Source organism: Streptomyces sp. NBC_00028 (assembly GCF_045041065.1).
Taxonomy (GTDB): domain Bacteria; phylum Actinomycetota; class Actinomycetes; order Streptomycetales; family Streptomycetaceae; genus Streptomyces.
The window spans coordinates 9,682,077-9,697,848 of the sequence record NZ_CP108293.1 but is presented as its reverse complement, the minus strand read 5'-3'; the positions used below and the strand labels follow the sequence as shown (position 1 = coordinate 9,697,848).

The following is a 15,772-nucleotide window of genomic DNA, read 5'->3' as shown; positions in this document are numbered from 1 at the left end:
AGGCAGGGAGCCGCCGTCCCGGGCGTGCGGTGGCTCTATCGGGCGTGCGACAGGGCCCACGACAGTGCGTGGTCCGCGACTTCCTCCCATCCTGGCGAGGCCGGCATCAGGTGCGGCTGCCCCGGATACACCTTGACCTCGGTGACGGTGTTCGACTTGTAGTGCCTGGCGTTGGACTGCTGGACCTGGGGCGGCATGAGGTGGTCCAGCTCGCCGGAGAGGAACAGCAGTGGTGCACGCTCGTCGTTGTGGTAGTTCACCCAGATGTCCTGGTGGCCGGGCTGGAGGTTGGCCAGGACGCTGTTCCAGAGGATGCGGCCCGACGCGGGGATCGCGTAACGCTCGTAGAGCGTCCGGGACTCCTCCTCGGAGAACGTGTTCGTGAAGGCGTAGTGCCACTGCTCATGAGTGAGACCGACCGCCTTGTGGTGGTTGGCGGGATTCTTGAGCACGGGGAAGGTCGACTTCACCTGGCTCAGCGGGATCACCTTCACGCCTTCGGTGGGCGCGGAGTTGATGGCGACTCCCGCCGCGCCGAAACCGTGGTCGAGCAGCACCTGGGTGAACGCCCCACCCGCTGAGTGGCCGATCAGTACGGGCGGCTTGTCGAGTCCGCGGATCACGTTGGCCAGAGCCTCGATGATCTGCGGTGCGGTCAGCTTCTCGATCGGGGTCGGGTCGGCGTTGAGCGACTCGACCTCGACCTCGAAGCCGGGGTAGGCGGGCGCGAGTACGCGGTAGCCCTGCTTCTCGTAGCGGTCGATCCAGTGCTCCCAGCTGCGTGGCGTCACCCAGAAGCCGTGGATCAGGACGATGGTGTCCGGTGCGGTCATCGAAGTTCCTTCCGGAGCGTCAACGAGTGGCGCGGTGGGCGGCCAGGATCTGGCGGACGACGGTGTCGGGGTGGGACATCATCACGACGTGGGAGGAGCCCTTCACCTCGACGGTGGTGCTCTTGGCTCGCTTGGCCATGAAGCGTTGCGCCGCGGCCGGGATGACGTTGTCGGCGGTGGGGATCACATACCAGGACGGCAGGCTCTTCCAGGCGGGTACGCCACTGCCGGACGCCAACCCGCCCACGCTGCCGGGGCGCTGGGTCGCCGCCATGAGCCGTGTCACGGAGGTCGGCAGGTCCGCGGCGAAGACCTCATGGAACCTCGCCGGGTCGATGTAGCCGTCCGTGCCGGTCGTGCCGTCGGGCAACGGGAACGGACGGGTCACCAGCGCGTCCGGCAGTTTGCTGCCGGGGAACATGCCGGCCAGTTGCAGCGCGCTCTCGCCCTCGTCGGGTGCGAAGGCGCCGACGTACACCAGTGCCTTGACGTGGGAGTGGCCCCGTCCGGCGTTGGTGATGACCTCGCCGCCGTAGGAGTGGCCGACCAGAATGACCGGGCCGTCGATGGTGTCGAGGACGCTGGAGACGTACGCCGAGTCGCCTGCCAGGTCGCGCAGCGGGTTCGCCGGGGCGATGACCGGGAATCCGGCCTTCAGCAGCCGGGCGATGACATCGTTCCAGCCGGAGGCGTCGGCGAACACGCCGTGCACGAGCACGACGGTCGGTCTCGTCCCGCCTTGCGAGCGAGCGGAGGCCGAGGCAGGAGCAGCACCGAGCGTGACCGCCCCTGCCGCGAGCAGCCCGCCCAGGACGCGGCGGCGGGGCTGACCTTCGGGAATCATGCGGTGGTTCCTTCCGCGGTCAGGAGTTGAGGAAGTCCAACAAGTCGGAGCCGAGCTGGTCCTTGTGCGTGTCCGTGATGCCGTGCGGTGCACCCGGATAGACCTTCAGCGTCGCGTTCTTGATGCGGGCCGCGGACGCCTTGCCGCCCACCTCGAAGGGCACGACCTGGTCGTCGTCGCCGTGGATGACCAGCGTGGGTACGTCGAAGGCGTCCAGGTCGGCGCGGAAGTCGGTGGCCGAGAAGGCCGCGACGCATTCGTAGGCGCCACGGTGTCCGGCCTGCAGGCTCTGGTGCCAGAACGCGTCCCGGATGCCCTGGGAGACATTGGCGCCAGGTCGGTTGTTCCCGAAGAACGGTCCGTCGGCCAGGTCGTGGTACAGCTGCGAGCGGTCGGCGAGCGATCCGGCGCGAATGGCGTCGAACGCCTCGATCGGTACGCCCCCAGGATTGTCGTCGGCCTTGAGCATGAAGGGCGGTACGGCGGAGACCAGCACGAGTTGCGCGATGCGGGCCGTGCCGTGCCGCCCGATGTAGCGGGCGACTTCGCCGCCGCCCGTCGAGAAGCCGACGAGTGTCACGTCGCGCAGGTCGAGCGTGTCGATGAGGCCGGCGAGGTCGTCGGCGTAGGTGTTCATCTCGTTGCCGTGCCAGGTCTGGTCGGACCGGCCGTGTCCGCGGCGGTCGTGGGCGATGGCACGGAAGCCGTTCGACGCGAGGAACAGCTGCTGTGCCTCCCAGCTGTCCGAGTTCAGCGGCCAGCCGTGGCTGAGCACGACCGGACGGCCCGTGCCCCAGTCCTTGTAGTAGATCTGCGCTCCGTCGCTTGCGGTGACGTACGGCATGGAATGCTCCCGTCTGCAGGATCTGTCCGGGTGCCCAAGCGTGGGCGAGGACGGACGGTGCCCGAATCCCGTGGAGCGCGTAGTCGTGACCGGGTTCAGTCGCCCAACGCCTGGTTGAGTTGGCGCCGGGACGTCACGTCGAGCTTCCGGAAGATCTTCCGTAGGTGGTAGTCGACGGTGCTGGCGCTGATGTACAGCTGGGCGGCGATCTCGGCGTTGGTCGCGCCGCCCTTGGCGAGGCGGGCGATCTGGAGTTCCTGCGAGGTGAGCGTGCTCGTCGGCCCGGCCGTGGCGCGCTGATGCGGCGCCCCGGTGGCGGCGAGTTCCTGGGCGGCGCGCGTCGCGTGTCCCGTGGCCCGCATGGCGTCGAACATCGCGACGGCTGTGCCCAAGTGCTCGCGGGCGTCCTTGCGGCGCTTGCGTCGACGTAGCCACTCGCCGTACAGCAGGTGGGCAACGGCGAGATCGGAGCGTGCTCTGGTGCCCGACAGCAGGGTGATCGCCTCGCGGTACAGCGGCTCGGCGTCGTCCACGGCCGCGAGCAGGGCGCTGGATCGGGCCAGCAGGCCCAGGGCCCAGGGCGTGCCGGAGGCCGTCGCCCGGGAGGCCAGCGTCCCCAGCGCGGCCGTGGCCAGAACCCGGTCGCCGCAGCGTACGGCTGCTTCGACGAGAAGAGGGAGCAGCCGGGAGTGCACCCCGAGCACGTCATGTTCGATGAGCTCGTGACCGATGGTACGTGCCTCGGCGTAGTCGCCGCGGCTGAGAGCCAGCACCACCATGCCGATGCGGGCGATGGACTCGACCGCGCCGGCGCCCAGCCAGGTTCCGGCCTCCTTCGACCCGCGCAGCACGGCGTCCAGATCCTCGTGCTCGCCATGCCAGGCGAGCAGCTCGGGATGGCGGTAGATGGCCCAGACGTCGTCGTTCGCGCCGATCGCCGAACGAATCTGGTGCCCCTCGGTCAGCAGATCGTCGGCAGCCGCCAGCTCGCCCAGATTCGTCTCGGACATCGTGGCGCAGTACAGCGCGGTGTCCAGCTGCCACAGGGCGCCCGTCCGCCGGGCGATGTCAGCTGCCCGCCCGATGACGGCGGTGTGCGTCGGCTCGTCCCACAGGATCATCGACATGGTGATGGCGGGCAGATAGCCGCGTAGCACGTCCTCCTGGGGAGTATCCGGGTCCAGCACCATGGCGCAGGCCCGTCGCAGATGGGGCACAGCGCGTTCGTAGCCGTCGGTGATCAAAGCCGCGAAGCCGCGCAGCACGAGATCGACGCCGGTCACCGCACCCGTGCGCGGTATCAGCGTCTCCACGGTCCGGGCGATCTCGGCCGGCGTCGTGTCCCGCATCAGGTGTTCTGCGGTGATGACGCGGTCGATCGCCCTCAGGAGCGCCTCACGAGCAAGGTCCGGAGCTCCGTCGGAGAGGAGCAGCGCGGCACGCACGCAGAGCGCGGGCGCCTGCGCGAACGATTTTTCGCGACCCAGTGCGAAGCCGGTGTCCGCCCGGACCAACAGGGCCCGGCCCGTTCCGACGTCGCCGAGCAACGCCTCGTCGATGCCGTCCAGCAGCGACTCCGCCTGCAGCGGTGCCCCGGACCGCAGTGCCGCCTCGGCCGCCGCCAGCAGCCGCCCCGCTCGTTCCTCGCCGTCCGGCGTCAGCTCGGCTGCCCGGGTCAGAAAGGTGGCGCGCGCGGAGTAGCCGCCCCGCGCGCCCGCCTGGTCGGCCACCCGTTCCACTTCCGCGGCGACGGCGGCGTCCGTCCCGATCGCGGCGGCGGCGAGATGCCAGGCCCGCCGGTCGGTGTCGGCCGGGCGGTCGGTGACCTCCGCCAGCGCGCGATGCGCCCGCCTGCGCTGGACGCTGGTGGCGCCGCTGTACACAGCCGACCGCACCAGCGGATGGCGGAACTGCACGGCAGAACGCAGCACCACCAGACGAGCGGCCTCGGCCGGGCCCGAAGCCTCCGCACCGACCCCGAGTTGACGTGCCGCACTCGTGAGGTACCCCAGGTCACCGCCAGGCTCGGCGGCGGCGAGGAGCAGCCAGGTCTGCGTCGTGTCCGGCAGCTCGCGGACCTGCTGGAGGTAGTGCGCCTCCAACCTGCCGCCCACCGGCAGCGGTTCGGGCAGTGCGAGGCCTCCGGCAAGCTGGTCCGCGGACAGCTCCTGCCTCAGGTCGGTGAGTGCCAGGGGGTTCCCGGCGGTGGCGGCTACGATCCGCGCCGCGACGCGGGCGTCGAGCGGTCCGGCGACAGCCTCACGCAGCAGTTCCAGAGCGAACTCGTCCTCGAGGCCGACGACTTCGGTGAAGGACAGGCCCGCGGGCGCGTCGAAACCGGTACGCGCGGCGAACAACAGACCGACGCCCTCGGCATGCAGCCGCCGGCCCACGAAGGCGAGCACCGCGAAGGACTCCTCGTCGAGCCATTGCGCGTCATCGACGCAGGCCAGCACGGGCCGCTGTTTCGCGGCCTCGGCGAGCAGCGTGAGCGTCGCGAGCCCGATCAGGAACGGGTCGGCGGGCGGACCGTCGGCCAGCCCACATGCCACCCGCAGCGCCGCGCGCTGGGTCTCGGGCAACGCCCCGGGCTCCTTGAGCCCGTCCAGGAAGGGAACGAGCAGACGGTGCAGCGCCGCGAAGGGGAACCCGAACTCCGCCTCCACACCGGCCACTCGAAGGACACGCAGGTCAGCCGCCTCGGCGCTCGTATGATTCAGCAGCACGGTCTTACCGATGCCGGCGTCACCTCTCAGCAGGACGACACCACTCAAACCCTTGCGCAGGTCCGTGACAAACCGATCGAGGACTTCACGTTCCCTGACCCGCCCCTTGAGCATCACACCGACACCTTTCACAAAGGTCGGGGTGGCGAGGTCAACGGCGACGGGGTATCCCCACGATCACTTCACCCGCACCCTCCGCTGGTGCTGACCATCCTGCATATGCACACCATGACTTGCAGGAAACTTGCACAAGTCATATGTCACCTTCCGCTTACTTGTCGCTCTCCTCCGCCACCCGAATCGCCGTGCAACGCTGGCGAAGTGCAGCGCCGTTGTGGCGAACTCCGGCTCCGGTACGCGTCATCGATTCGCTCGTCCGAGTGCCCCAGGGCCGCCTGAAGGTGCGGCTGTACGACGAGCAGCCAGCGCACCTTGGCCCGAACAGTCTCCGGGGCGAAGCGGGTGGCGGGCCGGCTGTGCCTGCAGAGCATCCGTATGTCCGGCACCAGGACGTTCGCTTGGCAGCTCTTGCCCCTGAAGCGGGGGGTCGGCTCGGGGCAGACCTGCTGGCGGATAGGAGCGGAACACAGCCGCAGCCCGCCAGTCCACGCGTGTGAGGGGCACCTGCGCGTATCGCGCCAGCACCGCGCCTGCACCGCGAGGACATCGACGGCGAGCTGCGAGGGCTGGGGGCGTTCATCTCCAACACCCGCCGCTAGGCGGGCGGGTCTGAGCGCGTCCGGTCCAGCTTTTCGCGCAGGCGGCTCACTTCGGCGTTCGCCCGCTGACGCAGCAGTTCCTCGTAGCGGGCCCAGTCGAAGTTGAGCACGGCGCGCCGGTCATTGAGGTCGCTCTCTTCCTTGAGCAGAGCAACCTTGTCCGCGTCGATCTCCGCGAACTGGGCCCGAAAGTCGTTGAGTTGTTTGCTCAGTGCCGCGCGCTGCCGCTTCAGCAACGCGACCTCGCGTTCGAGCCGCTCCTTGTCGCCGCGTTCCTGTTCGAGGAGAGAGGTAAGCCGGCTCAGCTCCGCTGCCACGCGGGCTTGCTCATCCAGGACTTGACGGAACTCGGTGCGCACTCGGCGTTCGTGTTCCTGAAGGTTGTTCAGGATGTCCCGCAGGTCCGACTTGGCTGATTCCAGTTCCAGCAGCGTCGCGCCGTCCGGCGGAGGCACGTACCCGGGTGTCCGTGGGGAACGAGTCGTCCGCCCACGTGTCGTGTTCGCGCGTGCCGGCGTCCGCCTCCGACTGCCGGGCCCGGTCCCGCAACAGCAGCAGACGCGTGCGCCGGTCCTCCCATCGCCGCAGGCGGGGGTCCTCGCGACTGACCGGCTTTTCGTCCCGCACCTCGTACAAGACCCGGACAAGGGCGTTCAGGAAGTCGCGGCTGGGCAGCCGCCTTCCGCGCAGGGTCTCCGCGATCCCGGAAGGCGACAACCTGAGCGGCGAGCGATCCCCGATCTGACGGTAGGTGATGTCGCAGGCCAGCTGCAGGTCCTTCAGATCCCGGGCAAAGGCCGCCTGCTCTGCTTGGTACGCCTCTTCCACCGATTCCGTCGGGCCGTAGATCGGAGTGTCCAACAGTCCCCCAGTCCCCCTGTGCCACGTGGCAGTCATGGCTAGGACGCGCGTGCCATCCCTGCGCCGAACGCTCGCGAACGGCCCGCAACACCAGCGGTGTTCGCCAAAATTCGCTCATGTTCTGCGTAGCAGGCGCCGTGTTCGGGTTCGTTCTCCCGAATTCCCTTTCCTCGCCACCCGCTCCGCCCGGCTGCTGCACTTCCGACATGGACGAAAACGAGCCCAACGAACCGGGCCCCGCACGCGGCCGACTGCTGGACCTGGCCGCCCTCAGGCCTGACGGCGCTGTCCCTGCTGGTGTACGTACTCGAAGGCGCGACCGCCCTCTCCACCATCAGCGTCACCGGGATGGGCCTGTTCACCACCTGGAAGTTCCGGGAACGCCCACCACGCGACCGAGAGCGCTGAGCCACCAGGCCGATGGCCAGACCGGTCCGGCCCAGGCCTCCACCCCCGGCCCGAACTGATACCTCCCTCCGCCTCGCTGCTCCCGAACCCGTCCGTGCTTCGACTGGCTCGGTGTCGAGGAAGCCCAGGCCCTGTGGGGCGGCGATCACGCCGTCAGCACGATCTTGCCCTGGATGTGGCCCTGCGCGGCTCGCGTGTGGGCGCTGCCCGCTTCGGAAAGCGGGAAGACGCTGTCCACCCCGACCTGGAGCTTGCCCTCGTCGAACAGGCGCCCGATCTCGGCGAGCTGGGGGCCGTTGGAACGCACCTGAATGTTCGAGACGGTGATGCCAAGACGCGCCGTCTCTTCCGGATCGTACTGGGCGAAGAACACCGGAAGCACGGTGCCTCCGCGCTTGAGCACGGTCAGCAAGCGTGAACTGTGCGGGCCGCCGACTGTGTCGATCACCAGGTCGACGCCGCTGACCACGTCCACGGCCCTCGTCGTGGTGTAGTCGATGAACTCATCGGCGCCGAGCTTGCGCAGGAACTGCTCGTGCCGGCTGGAAGCCACCGCGATGACGTGTGCCCCCTTCCATTTCGCCAACTGCACCGCGAAGTGACCCACTCCACCAGCGGCCCCGTTGACCAGCACGGTCATCCCTGGCGTGATCGGCACCGGCTGGTGCACGTGGCCGGTGAAAGGAGACGGTACGTCGTGGCCGAGATCAATCAGGTACTGCCAGGCCGTCAGCAGCGCCATCGGCGCACCGGACGCCTGTACGTGGTCGATACCAGCCGGCTTGTGAGCCAGGTCAGAAGCCGGCGCGGCCACGTACTCGGCGTACGTCCGGCCGTTGAATCCGGGGAACCGCAGCATGCCGAAGACCGCGTCACCGACGGCGAACCCGTGCACGTCCGGAGCGACCGCCTGCACCACCCCCGACATGTCCGTTCCGGGGATCAGGGGGAACTCCAGCACCGGCCTCATCTCGGCCGGCATGACCTTCATCCCCTCACGCAGGTACCAGTCCGGCGGGTTGATGCCCGCCGCGTGCACCCGGACGAGCACCTCGCCCGGGCCGATCCCGGGAACCGGCACCTCCTCGTACCGCAGAACTTCCGGTCCGCCTGCTTCGTGGAACTGGATCGCCTTCATCGTGCCTGTCGCTTTCTCGGGGAGACGTTGCTCCTTCAGTCAAGATCCAGGACGGCATAGACGTCCAAGACCGGTTCGGCAACCTCGTCATTCCGAAACGGCATGACACGTACGCTGCAAGGGTGAACGATCTCGGACAGGACCTGGAACTGCGGCTGGTGCGCTACTTCACCGTGGTGGCGGCGCACCAGAACTTCGGCCGGGCCGCCGCCGACCTGCACGTGGCCCAGCCGGCGCTGAGCCGCCAGATCCAGCGGCTCGAGAAGTATCTCGGCACACGACTGCTGGACCGCACGCCCCAGGGCACCCGGCTCACTCCGGCCGGCCAGACATTCCTCCCCCAAGCCCATGCCCTGCTGCAGGCCGCCCGCCAGGCCGAACTGGCCGTGCGCGAACAAGCCCAGAGCGGACGAATCACCATTGGCTACGTCGAGGACCTGGTGATCACCGCCGCTGTACGGGAACTGCGCCACCGTCACCCGGACGCCGAGATCGCCACCCGGTACCTGAGTTGCCGCGACGTCGGGGCACTGTCCGACAGGCGCGTTGACGCCCTGATCGCGCGGGCTCCGCTGCCGTTCGTCCCCGACGACGTGTTCACCACCCCGTTGTACGAGGAGCCCCGGATGCTCGCGGTCCCCCTCGACCATCCCTGGGCCGATCGCGCGTCGGTGGCCGCCCATGAGCTGGCCGACGAGACGCCGGCGCCGTGCGCGTTCAAGACCACGGACTGGACTTCCTACCGACTCCTCGGGGCTGACCTGCCGCCGGTCGAAAGCTACGAGGACAAGCTCGAGCTCGTGGCAAGTGGCCGAGCGATCGCCGTCCTACCGGTCGGCGATCGGCGCAGCTCACTGCGTCCCGACCTCGTCACCGTCCCGATCGCGGACGCTCCACCCAGCCAGGTCGTCCTGGTCAGCCGCAAGGGCGACCCGAACCCGATGATCAGGAATCTCCGGCTGGCCGCCGAAGCCGTCCTGACCGCCCCACTTCGGGAACGAGGACCAGGGGCCAAGTAGGGCCGATCCGCAAATGGTGGGTCGGGCGGCCCAGGCGGGCCCGAACCCGAGGCAGGCACGAGCCTGAGTGATCATGGGGTTCCTGGCGCTCGGTGATCACCGCCCGCCCCGAGGGCTCACGTCTGCGGTCCCAGCATGCCCCTTCGCAACCACTGTGGGACGACTTCGGCACTCTGCTGCGGTGCGGAACCGCTGGGCTGCCAGGGCGACGGGTTCCGGACCGGGCCGTCTTCGAGTACACCGTGCTCGCGCTGATCCACAACTCCGGCTACGCGCCGCGAACTTGCACCTCCACCACCCGACGCCTCAAGTGATCCATCTGCCGGTCGGTCTCATCCCCAGTCCTGCAGCTGCTGGAGCAGGTCGGCGTCGCCCTCGATCCGCAGCGAGCTGGCCGGGATGCGCATGTACATGAGCAGGGCCATCTCGCTTGCCGTTCCGTAGATGGCGGCGGTGGGCTTGCTCTCGGCGGCCTCCGCAGCGGTGAGGCGGGTGAAGCGGGAACCGGCGGCGTCCACTGTCTGGCGCCAGGAGCCGGCCTCGGCTGCGTGGTAGTCCATGGCGGCGGGCTCGCCCGGCCACGGGACTGTGCCGGTGCAGACGGTGGCGAGGAACTCCTCGATGGCGTCCGCCGCCTCGGTCGCCGGCAGCTCCTGCGGGGTACCGGAGGCCAGCTGGGCGTCGTAGGTGTGGATCAGCGATTCCGGGACGCGGCGGCGGGCCACGGCGGCCACCGTGTGCGGCGAGGCCAGCGGCTCCCACCAGGCCCAGCAGCCCCGGTCCGGGCCAGCCACGCGCAGAGCGGTGAGCAGCTGCTCCGTCGAGTCGGCCAGCCAGGTTATGAGGGCCTCGCGCTCCCTGGGCGCCGTCAGGCCGTCCTTGCTCGGCCGCTCGTCGCCCGGCGCGGTGTTCAGCACGATGTGGGCCCAGAAGCGGTCCCCCTCGCTGAGGTGGTTCGCCAGGTCGTACAGCGTCCAGCCTGGGCAGGAAGGGACGTCGGCGTCGAGGCTGGGGGCCGCGGCGACGGCGGCGCGGAACGCGGCGGAACGCTCGTCAATCATCCGCAACAGGGTGGGGAAGTAGAGATGATCAGTCACGCGGACCTTGTATCACCCGTATCGGCGCTCTCGCACTCGATTAAGAACGACCAGCAGATGGATCAGTTGGGGCGTCGGGCGTCGGGCGTCGGGCGTCGGGCGTCGGGCGTCGGGCGTCGGGCGTCGGATGAGCATGCGGAACGTAACGCGAGTCGCGGCGAGGGGGAGGTAGAACTCGCCGACCGCGCCGTTCCTCTCAGCGGTGAAGCCCAACTCCGGGAGCGGAGGGCGGACTTGTCGTTGCAGCCCCGGTCGAGGTTAACGTGCACATCCTCCGGCAGGAGTCAGCTTCGGTCGGAGCATGCGGGACTGGACAGGTGCTCGTAACCCGAGCCGTGGATCAGCGCGAGCACCAGGTGCTGGAACACGGTCCCGTCCGGGATTCTGCGGCGGTGGCGGCGGTGCGGGTGCCCCACGGCGCTCCGGCCGTGTGGGTAGGAGTTCGGTGAACTGGTTCCAGAGGGGTTCGAGCAGGCAGGACGGCAGCGCGGGCGTGGCTGTCCTTCGCGATCACTGAGCGTGGACACCATGATCACGTGGGTCCGTGCCCGTGCTGCCGCCTGGGCCAACCTCGCCGGCACCTGATGCCGATCGCTCTGAATCCGGTCAGTTCACGGGTGCTCGGGTCTGGCGGTCGTCTGCCGCACGGGAGGCTTCAGAGTGGCTACCCGGGGCCCACGACGACTCGGCCGCTCATCAGGAATTGCAGCACTGGCCACCCACCGATGGGCCGATCTCGGGCCTGGTTCTGCAATGAGCGCGGGGAAGATCCAGTCGCGGTCTGTGCGGGCCAGTGGGACGTGGGCGGATCGCACTGGGCTGCGGGTGTTCACGACCAGGCGATGTCGCCGTGGCGGGAGAGGAAGCGTCCGGTGCCGGCACCGGGTCCTTCGGTGGCGAGGGTGACGATCGCGTCCGTGCCTTCGGTGACGGTCTGGGGACCGCTGTGGCCGTTGAGGTCGGTCGCGGTGTAGCCGGGGTCGGCGGCGTTGATGCGGATGTCCTTGAGTGACTTGGCGTACTGGGTGGTCAGCATCGTCAGTGCCGCCTTCGAGGCGGTGTACAGGGGAGCTATGACATGCGACTCGGGTCGGGAGGGGTCGTGGGTGAAGGCGAGGGAGCCCATGCCGCTGCTGACGTTGACGATCGCGGGATCGTCCGAGCGGCGCAGTAGCGGCAGGAAGGCGGTGGTGGTGCGGATGACACCGATGAGGTTGACGTCGAGGACGGCGTGGGCGTCGGCGGCGGTGAGGTCGCTGGGGTCGCCGGCGGGTCCGTGGACGCCGGCGTTGTTGATCAGGACATCGATCCTGCCCTCGTGTGCGGCGACGTCCGCGGCCGCAGCGGTCACAGACGTGTCGTCGGTGACGTCGATGGGGACATAACGGGCGCCGAGCGCGGCGGCGGCTTCCTCGCCCTGCGTACGGTCACGGGCGCCGAGGAGGACGGTGTGGCCCGCCTCGATCAGGCGGCGGGCGGTCTCGCGGCCGAGCCCCTTGTTCGCTCCGGTGATGAAGGTGATCGTCATGCCTTCGATGATGCTTTTCATGAGGCAGGGGCAACAGGGACGCCTCGACGGTAGGAAGAGCCGTACCACCCTGGCACCCTGACCCGCGGCCCGCGGCGCGGGAGAATGGGATCATGCCGACAAGCTCTGGGACCGGACTGGCTGCGATGATCCGCACATGGCGCAACCGGCTGCCTCCGTCGGCCGCCGCGCTGCCGGTGGCCCACGGACGCCGTGCGCTCGGGCTGCGGCGTGAGGAACTGGCCGACCTGGCAGGGGCGTCGGTCGACTACATCGTGCGTCTGGAACAGGGTCGGGCCACGACCCCCTCGGCTGCGGTGGTGGCATCCCTGGCACGCGCTCTCCAGCTGTCCACGGCTGAACGCGACCACCTGTACCGTCTGGCGCGCCTCGCCCCTCCGGCGAACGGCACGATATCCGACCACCTGACACCCGGCGTGCAACGGGTCCTCACTCGGCTCGGGGACGTCGCGGTCGCCGTCTTCGCGGCGGACTGGCAGCTGGTGTGGTGGAACCACGGATGGGCCGGCCTCGTGGGCGACCCCTCCGCCTCACCACCGCGACTGCGCAACTTCGCCCGCGACAGGTTCCCCCTGGACGACGGACCCACCCACCTCGCACGATGGCCCGTGACCGAGGCGGACCGGGAGGCCACCGATGCCGCCGTCGTCTGCGACCTGCGCCGCGCCACCGGCCGCTACCCCCAGGACGAACGCCTCGCCACGCTGATCCGTGAGCTGAGCGCCAACACGAGGTTCGCCCGGCTGTGGGCGACCGGCGGCGTAGCCGCACACCGCGAAGACCAGAAGACGATCAACCATCCTGCAGTAGGCCCAGTCACCGTGGACTGCGACGTCCTGACCGACGGCGACTTCGATCTCAAAATCGTGATCATGACCGCCCTGCGGGGCAGCGAGGACGAGACCAAGCTGCGGCTCACCGCCGTCGCCGGCCAGCCCACGAACGCCCCCATCTGATCCGCGCTCGCAGATGTGTGGGGGGGAAGACGCTCCGCTGACAGCTGTGGCCCTTCTTGCCGGGCGTACAAGTACTCGCCTGGGATGCTCACTCTTCGGCTTGCAGCCCTTTCACCCACTGCAGCACCTCAACGGACTGCGCGATGTCGGGATGTTCCTCACCCAACACCCGCCGCTGCCGCCCCAGCGTCTCTCCGCCCAGAGCGAGCGCCTCCTCCACCCGACCCACCTCCGCCAAATGGAGGGCCAGGCTCAACGCAGTGACCAGAGTGTCGGGGTGATCGTCTCCAAGGAGCTCGCGGCGTCGGAACAGTGTCCCCTCGCTCAGAGCCAGCGCTTCCTCCACCCGCCCCACCTCCGCCAGATGGATGGCGAGGCTCGAGGCCGTGAACAAGGTGTCGGGATGCTCCTCACCCAACACACGCCGCCGCCGGACGAGTGTCTCCTCCCCCAGAGCGACCGCCTCCTCCACCCGGCCCAGATCCGCCAGATGGACAGCCAGGCTCGACGCCGCAAACAGGGTTTCGGGATGCTCCTCACCCAACACGCGTCGCCGCCGGTCCAGGGCCTCCTCGTCCAGAGCCACGGCCTCCTCCACCCGACCCACCGCAGCCAGATGGATGGCCACGTTCGACGCCGTGAACAAGGTGTCGGGGTGGTCTTCTCCAAGGAGTCTGCGGCGCCGGACCAGCATCTCCTCACCCAGAGCGAGCGCTTCCTCCACCCGGCCCACCGCCGACAGATGGTTGGCCAGGTTCGAGGCCGAGGCCAGGGTGTCGGGGTGGTCTTCCCCAAGGAGTCGGCGACGCCGCTCGAGGGTGTCCGCCTCCAAAGCGCGCGCCCGCTCGTGATCCTGGGTGTCGTTGTAGGCGCGCGCCAGGGCATTCGCGGTCCACAGGCTGCCTTCGTCATCCGGACCCGACTGCCGTGACCAGGTGTCGTACAGCTCTTCCAGACGTTCCCGGGCGGGGCCGGCTTGGCCGCGATCCATCAGATACCAGCAGGCGTCGCGCACCACGTTCCGCCCCTGATCGGTTTTGATCAAGGCGGGGTCAACGGCGAGGAGATGGGGCAGCAGCTGCCGCCACCCGGGCCACGTCGCGGGCTGCCTGACGTCACCGGGGTGGGCTGCTGACAGGAGCGACTCGGCATCCTGAGCGGCTTGGCGTTGCTGGTCGCCGGTGAGCTGGTCGGCCAGCACGGTCTGGGTCAGCCGGTGCACCTGCACGCTGCCGTCCTGCACCCGGGCCAGACTGTGCCGGCCGATCGCCCGCAACACCGGACCGGCCGCCAGCCGAGACGTGAGGCTCTGCGTCAGCGGTGCGGAGGCCTGGTCGGGCAGTCGGTCGGCGCAGACCGTGACGGGAAAGGGCTCAGGGGCCAGCAGGGACAGCGCCGACAGCAAGGCCAGTGCGCCTGGATGCTCGGCCGCCAGACGGTCGCCGGTCAGACGGACCTGCGCGGCAAGCGACACTGGATACCCCGCGGGGCGGCCCTCGGCCAGCACCGCCGCAGTGTTCGCGGCCAATTCACCCCTCAGGTCCGCAGCCGACAGGCCACCGCTGAGGAGCGAGCCGGCCTGCGCGAGCGCGAGGGGGAGATCGTCCAGGGCTCGGGCGAGGTCGTCGGCGTCCGCATCATTGAGGACGTGGTGGTGCGTGCCCAGCAGGGCGCGTGACTCGGTGCGGGAGAAGACATCCACGCTCAACGGGGTGGCGCACACCTGCCAGTGCGGGTTCCGGGAGGTGATCACCACATGTCCAGTGCCGCCGGGCAGGAAACCGGTCAGAGATTCAGGGTCTTCTGCGTTGTCGAAGACCAGCAGCCATCGTGAACGCGTCCGCAACTCTTCCAGGAGCAGTTGCACGGCCTCCCCCGTCGGCGTGCCGGCCGGTGCGGCCCCGATCCGGCCGGCAAGGGCGGCGAGCTGGTCGGGGATCAGCGCCGGGTCCTGCGCGGCGATCCACCAGGCCAGCTCATACTCGCCCGCGAACCGGTAGGCGTACTCGATCGACAACTGGGTCTTGCCCACCCCGCCCCGGCCGTGCAATGCCTGTACCGCCACCCGGTTGTTCGTCACCAGGGCTTGGCGCAGCTCGACGAGGAGGGTGTCGCGGCCGGTGAAGGACGCGTTGCGGGCCGGCACGTTCCACACCCTCGGCAGAGTGCCCGGCAAGCGTGGACCGCTGCCGCCCAGCTGCCGCGGCACCCCACCGGAGCCGGGGAAGGGCGGCTCGGTATCCGGCCGGGACGGACCGCTGACCACCTCCAGCAGCACCCGACGCGCCTCAGCCTGCCCGATGCCGAACAGATCCCGGGAAATCAACGCACGCAAGAGCGGCGGAGCTTCAACGTCGCACACCCGCACAGGGGTGATCTTCTCCCACATGGCCACCATCGCCGTCCACTCCGGCCTGGTGAAGCGCTCCGGCTCGAAATACGCCGGGGAGAACAGCGCCAGGAAGCGGCCCTGCTCGAGGGCGGCGTTCATCTTCAGCACGAAGTTGTCGCCCGCACGCCAGTCCCAGCAGTCCAGCTCCACCTGCAGTCCCGCGTCGAGGAGCTGCCAGGCGATCCACTCCGCCCACGCCCGATCAGCCCCCGCATGACTGACGAACCAGCGCTGATCCGACGAACCGTCAGACGCCTCCGTGCCCGTCATCGCGCCCCCGCACCGTGCTGATGTACTTCTTCAACCAGCCTAGAAGCAGTGGACCTTGCCCCGCCCCTGTTCACCACCATCCGTCCAAAGACGAATGAAAGACGCTGCGGCTGCGG

11 protein-coding genes and 1 pseudogene are annotated in these 15,772 nt (G+C 69.2%); 2 read left to right on the top strand and 10 right to left on the bottom strand.

Going from position 1 to position 15,772, the window contains the following annotated elements:
• Nucleotides 1–35: 35 nt before the first annotated feature.
• From OG885_RS44010 to OG885_RS43985, 6 genes are all read right to left on the bottom strand, one after another.
• The gene (locus tag OG885_RS44010) at nt 36–833 is read right to left on the bottom strand and encodes an alpha/beta hydrolase (protein WP_405742445.1); all 798 of its coding nucleotides are present in this window, start codon (nt 831–833) and stop codon (nt 36–38) included.
• A 19-nt stretch (nt 834–852) separates the two neighbouring features.
• The gene (locus OG885_RS44005) at nt 853–1,677 is read right to left on the bottom strand and encodes an alpha/beta fold hydrolase (protein ID WP_405742444.1); all 825 of its coding nucleotides are present in this window, start codon (nt 1,675–1,677) and stop codon (nt 853–855) included.
• A 19-nt stretch (nt 1,678–1,696) separates the two neighbouring features.
• The gene (locus tag OG885_RS44000; RefSeq protein WP_405742442.1) at nt 1,697–2,521 is read right to left on the bottom strand and encodes an alpha/beta fold hydrolase; all 825 of its coding nucleotides are present in this window, start codon (nt 2,519–2,521) and stop codon (nt 1,697–1,699) included.
• A gap of 95 nt (nt 2,522–2,616) precedes the next feature.
• Nucleotides 2,617–5,361 carry an AAA family ATPase gene (locus OG885_RS43995; RefSeq protein ID WP_405743179.1) on the bottom strand — a complete coding sequence of 915 codons (2,745 nt, stop codon included), beginning with the start codon at nt 5,359–5,361 and terminating at the stop codon, nt 2,617–2,619.
• A 601-nt stretch (nt 5,362–5,962) separates the two neighbouring features.
• Nucleotides 5,963–6,421, bottom strand: coding sequence for a hypothetical protein (locus OG885_RS43990; RefSeq protein ID WP_405742440.1), 459 nt, complete (start codon nt 6,419–6,421; stop codon nt 5,963–5,965).
• 959 nt (nt 6,422–7,380) lie between these two features.
• On the bottom strand, nt 7,381–8,373 hold the full coding sequence (locus OG885_RS43985; protein WP_405742438.1) for an NADP-dependent oxidoreductase: 993 nt from the start codon (nt 8,371–8,373) through the stop codon (nt 7,381–7,383).
• Nucleotides 8,374–8,495: 122 nt separating this feature from the next.
• On the opposite strand from OG885_RS43985, the gene OG885_RS43980 reads away from it, so the two are divergent.
• A complete protein-coding gene (locus OG885_RS43980) occupies nt 8,496–9,392 on the top strand; it encodes a LysR family transcriptional regulator (protein ID WP_405742436.1) in 897 nt (298 codons plus the stop codon).
• Nucleotides 9,393–9,724: 332 nt separating this feature from the next.
• Here the strand turns inward: OG885_RS43980 and OG885_RS43975 are convergent, their stop codons facing one another.
• The 3 genes and pseudogenes from OG885_RS43975 to OG885_RS43965 form a co-directional block, all read right to left on the bottom strand.
• The gene (locus OG885_RS43975; protein WP_405742434.1) at nt 9,725–10,489 is read right to left on the bottom strand and encodes a maleylpyruvate isomerase family mycothiol-dependent enzyme; all 765 of its coding nucleotides are present in this window, start codon (nt 10,487–10,489) and stop codon (nt 9,725–9,727) included.
• 287 nt (nt 10,490–10,776) lie between these two features.
• Nucleotides 10,777–10,975, bottom strand: a pseudogene (locus OG885_RS43970) (IS5/IS1182 family transposase); the annotation flags it as partial.
• Between the two features lie 343 nt (nt 10,976–11,318).
• Nucleotides 11,319–12,017, bottom strand: a complete 699-nt coding sequence (locus OG885_RS43965) for an SDR family NAD(P)-dependent oxidoreductase (protein WP_405742432.1) — start codon at nt 12,015–12,017, stop codon at nt 11,319–11,321.
• A gap of 113 nt (nt 12,018–12,130) precedes the next feature.
• Between OG885_RS43965 and OG885_RS43960 the strand changes: the two genes are divergently transcribed.
• Complete coding sequence (locus tag OG885_RS43960; RefSeq protein WP_405742430.1) at nt 12,131–12,994, top strand: helix-turn-helix transcriptional regulator; 864 nt, start codon at nt 12,131–12,133, stop codon at nt 12,992–12,994.
• 88 nt (nt 12,995–13,082) lie between these two features.
• On the opposite strand, the gene fxsT is transcribed toward OG885_RS43960, so the two are convergent.
• On the bottom strand, nt 13,083–15,656 hold the full coding sequence (fxsT, locus tag OG885_RS43955) for an FxSxx-COOH system tetratricopeptide repeat protein (RefSeq protein WP_405742428.1): 2,574 nt from the start codon (nt 15,654–15,656) through the stop codon (nt 13,083–13,085).
• Nucleotides 15,657–15,772 lie beyond the last annotated feature (116 nt).

Excerpts from the sequence above, each read along its gene's own strand:
- OG885_RS44005 (WP_405742444.1), bottom strand. The coding sequence starts at position 1,677 with ATGATTCCCGAAGGTCAGCCCCGCCGCCGCGTCCTGGGCGGGCTGCTC.
- OG885_RS43995 (WP_405743179.1), bottom strand. The coding sequence starts at position 5,361 with ATGCTCAAGGGGCGGGTCAGGGAACGTGAAGTCCTCGATCGGTTTGTC.
- OG885_RS43965 (WP_405742432.1), bottom strand. The coding sequence starts at position 12,017 with ATGACGATCACCTTCATCACCGGAGCGAACAAGGGGCTCGGCCGCGAG.
- OG885_RS44010 (WP_405742445.1), bottom strand. The coding sequence starts at position 833 with ATGACCGCACCGGACACCATCGTCCTGATCCACGGCTTCTGGGTGACG.
- fxsT (WP_405742428.1), bottom strand. The coding sequence starts at position 15,656 with ATGACGGGCACGGAGGCGTCTGACGGTTCGTCGGATCAGCGCTGGTTC.
- OG885_RS43985 (WP_405742438.1), bottom strand. The coding sequence starts at position 8,373 with ATGAAGGCGATCCAGTTCCACGAAGCAGGCGGACCGGAAGTTCTGCGG.
- OG885_RS43960 (WP_405742430.1), top strand. The coding sequence starts at position 12,131 with ATGCCGACAAGCTCTGGGACCGGACTGGCTGCGATGATCCGCACATGG.
- OG885_RS44000 (WP_405742442.1), bottom strand. The coding sequence starts at position 2,521 with ATGCCGTACGTCACCGCAAGCGACGGAGCGCAGATCTACTACAAGGAC.